Genomic DNA, 10711 nt, shown 5'->3' on the forward strand with positions numbered 1-10711 from the left:
CCATGACGCGCGGCAAATGGCTGGCAGCGTTGTGCCTGGTGCCCTTCGCGATTTTCTTCATCGTGTTCCAGATCGCCCCGCTGCTCTGGGTGCTGGTCAACAGCCTGGAATCGGAAGAGTTCGGCTGGGGCCTGGCCAACTTCAGCAAGATCTTCAGTTCCAAGTTCTACCTGCAAGCGATCCAGCACAGCCTGGAAATCAGCTTCTGGTCCAGCGTGTTCGGCATCGTCATCGCCGTGCTTGGCAGCTATTCCCTGCGCCGCGTGGATTCTCGGCTGCGTAACTTCGTCAACGCCTTTGCCAACATGACCAGCAACTTTGCCGGCGTGCCCCTGGCCTTCGCCTTCATCATTTTGCTGGGGTTCAACGGCAGCATCACGATCATGCTCAAGCAAGCGGGGATCATCGAGGATTTCAACCTGTACTCGAAAACCGGGCTGATCATTCTCTACACCTACTTCCAGATCCCGCTGGGCGTACTGCTGCTCTATCCGGCCTTCGACGCCCTGCGCGAAGACTGGCGCGAGTCCGCCGAACTGCTGGGTGCCAACGGCTGGCAATTCTGGCGGCACATCGGCTTGCCGGTACTGACCCCGGCGCTGCTGGGCACGTTCGTGATCCTGCTGGCCAATGCCCTCGGCGCCTATGCCACGGTCTATGCGCTGACCACCGGTAACTTCAACGTCCTGCCGATTCGCATCGCCGCCATGGTCTCCGGGGATATTTCCCTCGACCCGAACATGGCCAGTGCCCTGGCCGTGGTGCTAGTGGCGCTGATGACCCTGGTGACCATCGTCCATCAGTTGCTGCTCAAGAGGAGCTACCATGTCTCGCGCTGAACCGGGCTCCGTCGGGCTCTATCATCGGCTGGTGGTGTACCTGCTGTTCGCCATCCTGCTACTGCCTCTGGCGGGCACGCTGGTCTACTCCATCGCCAGCAGTTGGTCGGCCACCGTGCTACCCAGCGGCTTTACCTTCAAATGGTATGTGCAGTTGTGGAGCGATCCGCGTTTTCTCCACGCCTTCGGTCAATCACTGATCGTCTGCGTCGGCGCGCTGGTGCTTTCGGTGGTGTTGATTCTGCCGCTGCTGTTCGTGGTGCATTACCACTTCCCCAGACTCGACGCGCTGATGAACATCCTCATCCTGCTGCCCTTCGCGGTACCGCCGGTGGTGTCGTCGGTGGGGCTGCTGCAACTCTATGGCTCCGGGCCGCTGGCGATGGTGGGCACGCCGTGGATCCTGATCGGCTGCTACTTCACCGTCGCCCTGCCGTTCATGTACCGGGCGATCACCAACAACCTGCAAGCCATCAACCTGCGCGACCTGATGGACGCCGCCCAACTGCTTGGCGCCAGCACCTTCCAGGCAGCGCTGCTGGTGGTGCTGCCAAACCTGCGCAAGGGCTTGATGGTGGCGTTGCTGCTGTCTTTCTCGTTCCTGTTCGGTGAATTCGTGTTTGCCAACATCCTCGTCGGTACCCGCTATGAAACCCTGCAGGTGTACCTGAACAACATGCGCAACAGCAGCGGTCACTTCACCAGTGCTCTGGTGATTTCCTACTTCTTCTTCGTACTGGTCCTGACCTGGGCGGCCAACATCTTGAACAAGGACAAAAGCCAATGAGCTACGTCAGCGTCCAACACCTGCAAAAAAGCTACGCCGGCACGCCGGTGTTCAGCGACATCAACTGCGAGATCGGCAAAGGCGAATTCGTCACCCTCCTCGGCCCTTCCGGCTGCGGCAAGTCCACGCTGTTGCGCTGCATTGCCGGCCTGACCGCAGTGGATGCCGGCCAGATTCTGCTGGACGGCCAAGACATCGTCCCGCTAAGCCCGCAGAAACGCGGGATCGGCATGGTGTTCCAGAGTTACGCCCTGTTCCCCAACATGACCGTGGAGCAGAACGTCGCCTTTGGCCTGCGCATGCAAAAGGTCGAGGCCGAGGACAGCCGCCAGCGGGTGCTGGAAATTTTGCGCCTGGTGGAACTGCATGATTTTGCCGCCCGCTATCCCCATCAACTCTCTGGCGGCCAATGCCAGCGCGTGGCCCTGGCCCGCTCCCTGGTCACCCGCCCGCGCCTGTTGCTGCTGGACGAACCGCTGTCGGCCCTGGACGCACGGATTCGTAAACACCTGCGCGAACAGATCCGTCAGATCCAGCGCGAGCTGGGCCTGACCACGATCTTTGTCACACACGACCAGGAAGAAGCCCTGACCATGTCCGACCGGATTTTCCTGATGAACCAGGGAAAGATCGTACAAAGCGGCGATGCCGAAACCCTCTACACTGCGCCGGTCGATGTCTTTGCCGCTGGCTTTATCGGCAACTACAACCTGCTGGACGCCGACAGCGCCAGCAAACTGCTGCAACGTCCGGTGAACGGCCGCATCGCCATTCGCCCGGAAGCCATCGAGCTGAGCTACAACGGCCAGGCCGATGCGCTGATTCGCAGCCACAGCCTTCTGGGCAACGTGATTCGTTACCGAGTGGAGGCCCGTGGCGTGGAGTTGGTAGTGGATGTGCTCAATCGCTCGGCTGCCGATCTGCACCCCGATGGCACACGTCTGTCACTTTCCATCGATCCGTCGGCACTGTGTGAGGTAGCCTGATGGCTTTATTGATTTTGAAGCTGATTTTGAAAAGGGAAACGCGCTGATGGCCCTGGCAATTTTTGATCTGGACGAAACCCTGATCCACGGCGACTGCGCCACCCTCTGGAGCGAACAGATGGGGCGCCTGGGCTGGGTCGATCCCGAATCGTTCATGCAGCGCAACAACGCGCTGATGGACGCTTACAGCCACGGCAAGCTGAGCATGGAAGAGTACATGGACTTCAGCCTGGAACCGATGATCGGTCGTACCCCGGAAGAAATCGAGCACCTGGTGGCGCCGTGGGTGGAAGACTTCATTGAACCGATCATCTTCAGCGACGCCACCAAGACCATCGCCGAACACCGCAAGGCCGGCGACCGGATCCTGGTGATCTCGGCCTCAGGCACGCATCTGGTCAAGCCGATTGCCGAACGCCTGGGCATCGACGAGATCCTGGCGATCAATCTTGAAGTGACCCATGGGGTGTACAGCGGCAAGACCGAGGGCATCCTCACCTACCGCGAAGGCAAGATCGCACGACTGCTGGACTGGCTGGATGCCGAGGAAGAAAACCTGGAGGGCGCGAGTTTCTATTCCGATTCGCGCAATGACTTGCCGCTATTGCTGCGGGTGGACTTCCCCCACGTAGTCAACCCGGACCCGGTGTTGAAGGCCCATGCCGAACTGGCCGGGTGGCCAATCCATACCTGGAAATAAGCCCCTTTGTGGAAGCGAGCTTGCTCGCGATGGCGTTGGGTCAGGCGACATTGATTTAGCTGACACGCCGCCATCGCGAGCAAGCTCGCTCCCACAGATTCAGTGTGGTTTCTACCCGAGGCTGTCGCCCAGCAGCAGCCACAGGCTCCAGCCAAGCAATAACACACCGCAGAGACGACTGAGCCAGAGTCCCTGCGACAGGTTTTTCTCCAGCAGGATGAAGGCACCGATCACTGCCACCCAGAGCAGGTTCATCACGCCGACCACAAACAGCAGGCCCATCAGGGCCCAGCAGCAGCCCAGGCAGTAAGCGCCATGGGCCAGGCCCATGCGCCAGCCGCCGAACACGTCGGGGCGCCAGTAGCTGAGAAGAAAGTGCAGCGGCCCGCGACAATGCTCAAGGCAGACCGCCTTGCCTGGCAGCCACTGATAGACGCCTGCGACCAGCAGCAGGCCGGCGCCCAACGCGGTACTGGTGACGCGCATCCCCGGACTGAGCAGGGATAGCTGCTCGAGCGCCCATTGCAGCGCCGTGGCGCCCAGGGCGAAGCCAGCCCAGACCAGGCCATAAGCGCTGCAGAACAGCAGCAAAGCCAGGTGTCGCTGCGGTGCCGGCATGCGTTTGCGCAGCATCTGCTGGTAGATCAGCAGCATAGGCACGGCGCTGGGCAGCATCATGCCGATCATCATCACCCCCCACATGGCGAACATCAGCAGAGCATCGCCCAGGCTCCAGGGCATGAGCATGCCGGCCATTGCCGCATCGGCCATGCCACCCGGCGCATTCATATCGCGAGCCATGCGCAGCAGCATCAGCCAGGCCAGGGCGGTCAGCGCGAGCAGGCAGAGCAGCAACAGCAACTGCTCGCCGGTCAGTCGCTTGCCCTGGGTCGCCGCCTGAGGCTCTGCCATCTTTACGGCTCTATGCCATGGCCGGTGAAGTGCACGTGGGCGAGGTGGCTATGACTGTCCTGGGATTGTAGCTTGAGGGCTGAATGCGTCTGATAGCTGCCGCTGGCGACTTCGGCCTCAAGGAACTCGAAGCCGTTGGGCAGGGACAGGCGGACTCGGTGAGGTGAACCGTCGATCGGGCTGCGGATCGGCTCGCCGCTGGCCTGCAGCACGCCTGGAATGTCCAGGTGCGCCAAGCGCTGGTCGACATCGATGGACAGGGTGATGGGCACGAACAGCGGTTCGAACACTTCAGTCATGGTGCTGCTGAACACCTGAAACACGTTGGCCCCGGGGTCGCTCTCCAGGCCAGAGAGGATGGTCAGCAGGGCCTGGCGTTGCGCCTCGTCGGCACGTTCATCGATGAACACCTGACAACTGCCATTGCCCTCATGGATGGCGCCCGGCCAGGCGAAGGTAGCGGCCCAGCACAAGCCTTCCAGCGCTACCTGATTGAAATACCCGCGCTCCACTCGCATCGACGCCACCGCCTGGCAGTGGCCACGGGTCGGTGGTGCATCGAATTGACAGGGGCAACCCCAATTGCAGTTGCAGGCAATGAATTCGACGCCCTGCATGCGCCATTCGGCGATGGCCATGATCAACCTCTTCACCTGGTGGGTGAAATGAAAGTTGCGGTTACCCCCATCCCTCCATTAATTAACGCTAGCAGGGCACGCGCCTCGGATACGGGCTGCCGACCAAAGGTGAAAGCCATCGTCGATAGGGATAAGGGTGCCAGTCATGTAGGCGCGGGCCTGCCTATCCAGCCCCTTGAAATATGCCGCGCAACGCGGGAACGAGCGCCAGACCACAAAGTCCTGTGGGAGCGAGCCTGCTCACGATGGCGTTGGGCCAGCCAGCATTGATTTAGCTGACACACCGCCATCGCGAGCAGGCTCGCCCCCACAGATTCTTGCGACGCCCGGATTAGCTCAGGCTCTCATCGATCACCAACACCAACTTCCCAGACACCTTGTTGGTCGCCAGCTCCGCGAACGCCGCTTCGGCATCCGTGATCGCGAAGGTCTTGGCCAGTTGCGGGCTCAGGCGTTTGTCGGCAAACAGTGGCCACACCTGCTGCCCCAGCTCGCTGATCAGGTCGGCCTTGAACTGATCGTCACGGCTGCGCAAGGTCGAGCCGAGCAATTGGATACGCTTGCCCAGCATCTGCGCCAGATCCAGTTGGGCCTCGCGCCCACCCATCAGGCCAATAAGCACCCAGCGCCCGTCAACTGACAAAAGTTTCACGTTGAGCTGGGCGTAGTTGGCGCCCACCGGATCGAGGATCACGTCGAAGGGGCCGAAGTCGTCCAGACTCTCCAGGCCATCGGTGCGCACCACACCGCCCTGGGCCCCCAGCGCTTCGCAATAACTCAAGCGGTCAGCCGAACCGACACTCACCCAGCACGGATTGCCAAACGCCTTGCACAACTGGATCGCAGCCGAGCCGACGCCACTGGCCCCTGCGTGCAGCAGGACTTTTTCACCCGGCTTGAGCCCGGCCAGTTGAAACAAATTCAGCCACGCGGTGCCGTAGACCTCAGGCAGCGCGGCCGCTTCAGCCAACGTCAGGCCCTCGGGCACTGGCAAGACATGCCGGCTATCGACCACCACTTCCTCGGCCATCCCGCCACCGGCCAGCAAGGCGCAAACGCGGTCGCCCACCTGCCAGGACGAACCCGGCCCGACCTCGCTGATTACCCCGGAACATTCCAGCCCCAGCACCTGGCTGGCACCGGGTGGCGGCGGATAAAGCCCGGCTTTTTGTAACAAATCGGCCCGATTCAGGCCCGCAGCCGCCACACGAATGCGAACTTGCCCGACATCACACGCCGGACTTGGCTCATCTGCCCATACCACTTGGCCTTCAACGCCTTGCAATGCTTTCACGGTGCCTCCATAGTGAGTCTCGACTGGGCCCGCTGCTTCAACGCCGGGCTTTCTTGCATTATGCGCCCGGGCCACATGGAACCGGCGACTTCAAAGACGGCCTAATATGCGTTATCAATTGTCCCTGCGTCGAATCAGCATGAAGCACCTGTTCCCCAGCACCGCCCTCGCGCTTGTCATTGGCCTTGGCCTGTTGCCGCTGTCGAGCGATACGTTCGCAGCCAACAGCTGGGACAAGCTTCAGCCCGATCGTGACGAGGTGATTGCCAGCCTTAACGTCGTGGAGTTGCTCAAGCGCCATCACTACAGCAAGCCACCGCTCGATGACGCGCGTTCGGTCATCATCTACGACAGCTACCTGAAGCTGCTAGATCCATCGCGCAGTTATTTCCTGGCCAGCGACATCGCCGAATTCGACAAGTGGAAAACCCAGTTCGACGACTTCCTCAAGAGCGGCGACCTGAACGCCGGGTTCACCATCTACAAGCGCTACCTGGACCGCGTGAAAGCGCGCCTGGATTTCGCCCTTGCCGAGCTGAACAAAGGCGTCGACAAGATCGACTTCAATACCAAGGAAACCTTGCTGGTCGATCGCAAGGACGCCCCTTGGCTCAAAAGCACAGCCGAACTCGATGACCTGTGGCGCAAACGCGTCAAGGACGAGGTGCTGCGCATGAAGATCGCCGGCAAGGAACCCAAGCAGATCCAGGAAACCCTGACCAAGCGCTACAAGAACCAATCGGCTCGCCTGGACCAGACCCGCGCAGAAGACATCTTCCAGGCGTACATCAACACCTTCGCCATGTCCTACGACCCGCACACCAATTATCTGTCGCCAGATAACGCGGAAAACTTCGACATCAACATGAGCCTGTCCCTGGAAGGCATCGGTGCGGTGCTGCAGAGCGATAACGATCAAGTGAAGATCGTGCGCCTGGTACCCGCGGGCCCGGCGGACAAGACCAAACAGGTCAGCCCGGCGGACAAGATCATCGGCGTCGCCCAAGGCAACAAGGAAATGGTCGACGTGGTCGGCTGGCGCCTGGACGAAGTGGTCAAGCTGATCCGTGGCCCCAAAGGCTCGGTGGTGCGCCTGGAAGTCATCCCGGCCAGCAATGCGCCGAACGACCAGACCAGCAAGATCGTGTCGATTACCCGTGAAGCGGTGAAGCTGGAAGAACAGGCGGCGAAGAAATCGGTCCTCAACCTCAAGCAGGACGGCAAGGACTACAAGCTCGGCATCATCGAGATCCCGGCTTTCTATCTGGACTTCAAGGCGTTCCGCGCCGGGGACCCGGACTACAAGAGCACCACTCGCGACGTCAAGAAGCTGCTGACCGAGCTGCAGAAGGAAAAGGTCGACGGTGTGGTGATCGACTTGCGCAACAATGGCGGCGGCTCCCTGCAGGAAGCCACCGAGTTGACCAGCCTGTTCATCGACAAAGGCCCGACCGTGCTGGTGCGTAACGCCGATGGCCGGGTGGATGTGCTGGAAGACGAAAACCCCGGGGCGTTCTACAAGGGGCCGATGGCCTTGCTGGTCAATCGCCTGTCGGCTTCGGCCTCGGAGATTTTCGCCGGCGCCATGCAGGACTATCACCGGGCATTGATCATCGGCGGGCAGACCTTCGGCAAAGGCACCGTGCAGACTATCCAGCCGCTCAACCACGGTGAACTGAAGCTGACCCTGGCCAAGTTCTACCGGGTTTCCGGCCAGAGTACCCAGCACCAGGGCGTACTGCCTGATATCGATTACCCGTCGATCATCGACACCAAGGAAATCGGCGAAAGCGCCCTGCCCGAAGCCATGCCGTGGGACACCATCCGCCCGGCGATCAAACCGGCCGTGGACCCGTTCAAGCCGTTCCTGGCTCAGCTCAAGTCCGAGCATGACACCCGCACGGCCCAGGACGCAGAGTTTGTCTTCATCCGCGACAAGCTGGCCCTGGCGCAAAAGCTGATGCTGGAGAAAACTGTCACGCTCAACGAAGCCGAACGTCGCGCCCAGCATGCCGACATCGAAGCCAAGCAACTGGTCATGGAAAACCTGCGTCGCAAGGCCAAGGGCGAAGAGCCGCTCAAAGAGTTGAAGAAAGAGGACGAAGACCTGATCACCGAACCGGAAAAAACCAAGCCGGAAGACGATGCCTACCTGAGCGAGACCGGGCGAATCCTGCTGGATTACCTGAAACTCAACACGGCCGTCGCCAAGCACTAAGATGATGGCCATTTAATGGTGTTGCTCGTCGCGGCGTCATCAAACTGACATCATTCTGTCGTGAAATACAGGACCGGGCGCCCCCTTAGGGGATCGCGCCCAGTCCTTTTTTTATCGCCAGAGATCGCCATGACCACGACAGAACAGCTGAGTGCATTGAGTTCGATCCTGGCTCAAAGCGGTTTGCACAGCCTGTTCCAGCCGATCATCTGCCTTTCCGAGCGGCGCATTGTTGGCTATGAAGCCTTGACGCGCGGACCGTCCAATAGCCCGTTGCACTCCCCCATCGCCCTGCTCTCCGTAGCCCGCCAGGCCGGACGTCTCAGTGAACTGGAACTGGCCTGCCGACGCAGTGCCTGCCAACGCTTCAATGAGCAAAAATTACCGGGCAAGCTGTTTCTCAACGTCTCGCCCGAGTCCCTGCTGGAGTCTGCACACCAGACCGGACGTACGTTGCAATTGCTGCGGGACTTCGGCATTGCCCCCAGTCAGGTGGTGATAGAACTGACCGAACAAACCCCGATCGATGACTTCCAGCTCCTGCAAACCGCCCTGCACCACTACCGGGCCATGGGTTTTTCCATTGCCCTGGACGACCTTGGCGCGGGTTATTCGAGCCTGCGGCTCTGGTCCGAACTACGTCCCGATTATGTGAAGATCGACCGGCACTTCATCGACGGCATCCACCAGGACGCGCTCAAGCGCGAATTCGTCGGCTCGATCCTGAAAATCGCCCGGGCGTCCCGGGCCCAAGTGATTGCCGAGGGTATAGAACTGCAAGAAGAGCTGGCGGTGCTGATCGAAATGGGCGTAGACCTGGTCCAGGGGTATCTGCTGGCCCGGCCCCAGGAACAACCGTCGCGCGACGCCAGGGCGCTGATGCCCAAGCAGGACAACGGCGTGGCGGCGCTGAGCGATGAGATCAACGACCTCAGTGCGCTGCTCAACGAACAGCCGGCGGTGGCCCACGATACACCGACCGCTACAGTGCTGGAGGCGTTCCGGCGCCAGGCCAACCTCAACTCCCTCGCAGTGCTGGACGACCAGGAACAACCCTGCGGCATCGTCCATCGCCATTCACTCTCCGACGCCCTGCTCAAGCCCTTCGCCACCGACCTGTTCGCCCGCAAGCCCATCAGCCGCCTGATGAGCGATGATTTCCTCGCGGTAGAGCTGAACCAGTCGCTGCAACAAGTCAGCCGCCTCATCACCAGCCGCGCCCGACAACGCATCGAGGAAGACTTCATCATCACCCTCAACGGTGGCTACCTGGGCTTGGGCCGGGTCATCGACGTGCTCAAACTCATCACCGAGTTGAAAATCCAACAAGCCCGCTACGCCAACCCGCTGACCTTGCTGCCGGGCAACGTACCGATCCAGCAATGCCTCACGCGCCTGCTCCAGCAGCGCCAGGAATCGGTGATCTGCTACGTGGACATCGACAGCTTCAAACCCTTCAACGACATCTATGGCTATGGGCGAGGTGATGAAGTCCTGCTGTGCCTGGCCCAATGCCTGAACGAACGCATCGACCCCAGCCGCGACTTCGTCGGCCACATCGGCGGCGACGACTTCCTGCTGGTCCTCGGCCCGGAAGACTGGCGCAAGCGCCTGAACCAACTGCTCAGCGACTTCCAAAACCACTGCCGCCGCTTCTACCGCCCCGAACATCTGGAAGCCGGATGCTTTACCGCGCTGAATCGCCAGGGAGTCCGACAGGACTTCGCGTTGTTATCACTGTCGATCGGGGTGGTGCATTTACGGGCGGAGGCTTGTGAGGAACTGGACGCGAGCCAGTTGGCTGAACTGGCCTCGCAGGCCAAGCATCATGCCAAGGAGATTTTGGGGGGGAGTGTGTATTTGGTGGATGGGTTGGCTGGGCGGGAGCCTGTGGTGGGGTTGTCGGTTTGAGGGGGTTACCATGTCGACTGATCTTCCAAGGCTGCTTTTTTGAGGTCCTCTTTCCATTCTTCGCTTGCGAGCTTGTATATATCTTCAAAAAAGCCGCGAGGGTCGTCTATTTCGGTTTCATCCCAAGCTAGGATTCGTGGATCATCATAGTCGCTTTCAAATTGTGTAGAAAAATCAAAACCAACTTTAAGCAAAAAACCCTCAAGCATTTTAAATACCAAAAATCTGTGCCTATAAGTTAAATAATCATAACTCGGCAATATAAACTTCTTTATTATCTCTTCCCTTTCACTCTGCTTATTAGGGTTGTACTCCCATAAAGCCTCACCGAGTGTCTCTTCTCTATCGTATATAGAAATACCAGCGAGAACTCCTGAGAGCTTAGGTTCGTATGGCTCATTTACAAACGGATGCGTTAACATTTCA

At 60.0% G+C, this 10711-nt stretch carries 10 protein-coding genes; 6 read left to right on the plus strand and 4 right to left on the minus strand.

The window, feature by feature from the left end; translation table 11 throughout:
* Window positions 1-2 precede the first annotated feature (2 nt).
* The 4 genes from J9870_RS21720 to J9870_RS21735 are packed head-to-tail and all read left to right on the plus strand — an operon-like array spanning window position 3 to window position 3312.
* Window positions 3-839 (plus strand): ABC transporter permease subunit, encoded by an 837-nt coding sequence (locus tag J9870_RS21720; RefSeq protein ID WP_210645373.1) that lies wholly within the window; start codon window positions 3-5, stop codon window positions 837-839.
* The gene (locus J9870_RS21725) at window positions 826-1626 is read left to right on the plus strand and encodes an ABC transporter permease (protein WP_210639974.1); all 801 of its coding nucleotides are present in this window, start codon (window positions 826-828) and stop codon (window positions 1624-1626) included. Before J9870_RS21720 ends, J9870_RS21725 begins: the two co-directional genes overlap by 14 nt.
* Window positions 1623-2612 carry an ABC transporter ATP-binding protein gene (locus tag J9870_RS21730; RefSeq protein ID WP_210639976.1) on the plus strand — a complete coding sequence of 330 codons (990 nt, stop codon included), beginning with the start codon at window positions 1623-1625 and terminating at the stop codon, window positions 2610-2612. The genes J9870_RS21725 and J9870_RS21730 overlap by 4 nt, the downstream gene beginning before the upstream one ends.
* 46 nt (window positions 2613-2658) lie before the next feature.
* A complete protein-coding gene (locus J9870_RS21735; protein ID WP_210639978.1) occupies window positions 2659-3312 on the plus strand; it encodes an HAD family hydrolase in 654 nt (217 codons plus the stop codon).
* A 111-nt stretch (window positions 3313-3423) separates the two neighbouring features.
* Here the strand turns inward: J9870_RS21735 and J9870_RS21740 are convergent, their stop codons facing one another.
* The 3 genes from J9870_RS21740 to J9870_RS21750 all read right to left on the minus strand — a co-directional run bounded on the left by J9870_RS21740 (window position 3424) and on the right by J9870_RS21750 (window position 6156).
* Window positions 3424-4224, minus strand: a complete 801-nt coding sequence (locus tag J9870_RS21740; RefSeq protein WP_210639980.1) for a DUF2182 domain-containing protein — start codon at window positions 4222-4224, stop codon at window positions 3424-3426.
* 2 nt (window positions 4225-4226) lie between these two features.
* Complete coding sequence (locus J9870_RS21745; RefSeq protein ID WP_210639982.1) at window positions 4227-4862, minus strand: DUF1326 domain-containing protein; 636 nt, start codon at window positions 4860-4862, stop codon at window positions 4227-4229.
* A gap of 331 nt (window positions 4863-5193) precedes the next feature.
* Entirely contained in the window at window positions 5194-6156 is a 963-nt protein-coding gene (locus J9870_RS21750) for a zinc-binding dehydrogenase (protein WP_210639984.1), read from the minus strand.
* A 139-nt stretch (window positions 6157-6295) separates the two neighbouring features.
* Between J9870_RS21750 and J9870_RS21755 the strand changes: the two genes are divergently transcribed.
* Both J9870_RS21755 and J9870_RS21760 read left to right on the plus strand, forming a co-directional pair.
* Entirely contained in the window at window positions 6296-8374 is a 2079-nt protein-coding gene (locus J9870_RS21755; protein WP_210645375.1) for a carboxy terminal-processing peptidase, read from the plus strand.
* 129 nt (window positions 8375-8503) lie between these two features.
* A complete protein-coding gene (locus J9870_RS21760) occupies window positions 8504-10285 on the plus strand; it encodes a bifunctional diguanylate cyclase/phosphodiesterase (RefSeq protein ID WP_210639986.1) in 1782 nt (593 codons plus the stop codon).
* A 5-nt stretch (window positions 10286-10290) separates the two neighbouring features.
* On the opposite strand, the gene J9870_RS21765 is transcribed toward J9870_RS21760, so the two are convergent.
* On the minus strand, window positions 10291-10707 hold the full coding sequence (locus J9870_RS21765; RefSeq protein WP_210639988.1) for a hypothetical protein: 417 nt from the start codon (window positions 10705-10707) through the stop codon (window positions 10291-10293).
* Between the last annotated feature and the right edge of the window lie 4 nt (window positions 10708-10711).

Origin of the sequence: Pseudomonas sp. Tri1 (assembly GCF_017968885.1) — a bacterium.
In the GTDB taxonomy this organism is placed as follows: Bacteria; Pseudomonadota; Gammaproteobacteria; order Pseudomonadales; family Pseudomonadaceae; genus Aquipseudomonas.

Excerpts from the sequence above, each read along its gene's own strand:
- J9870_RS21755 (WP_210645375.1), top strand. The coding sequence starts at position 6,296 with ATGAAGCACCTGTTCCCCAGCACCGCCCTCGCGCTTGTCATTGGCCTT.
- J9870_RS21765 (WP_210639988.1), bottom strand. The coding sequence starts at position 10,707 with ATGTTAACGCATCCGTTTGTAAATGAGCCATACGAACCTAAGCTCTCA.
- J9870_RS21745 (WP_210639982.1), bottom strand. The coding sequence starts at position 4,862 with ATGGCCATCGCCGAATGGCGCATGCAGGGCGTCGAATTCATTGCCTGC.
- J9870_RS21760 (WP_210639986.1), top strand. The coding sequence starts at position 8,504 with ATGACCACGACAGAACAGCTGAGTGCATTGAGTTCGATCCTGGCTCAA.
- J9870_RS21720 (WP_210645373.1), top strand. The coding sequence starts at position 3 with ATGACGCGCGGCAAATGGCTGGCAGCGTTGTGCCTGGTGCCCTTCGCG.
- J9870_RS21740 (WP_210639980.1), bottom strand. The coding sequence starts at position 4,224 with ATGGCAGAGCCTCAGGCGGCGACCCAGGGCAAGCGACTGACCGGCGAG.
- J9870_RS21725 (WP_210639974.1), top strand. The coding sequence starts at position 826 with ATGTCTCGCGCTGAACCGGGCTCCGTCGGGCTCTATCATCGGCTGGTG.
- J9870_RS21730 (WP_210639976.1), top strand. The coding sequence starts at position 1,623 with ATGAGCTACGTCAGCGTCCAACACCTGCAAAAAAGCTACGCCGGCACG.
- J9870_RS21735 (WP_210639978.1), top strand. The coding sequence starts at position 2,659 with ATGGCCCTGGCAATTTTTGATCTGGACGAAACCCTGATCCACGGCGAC.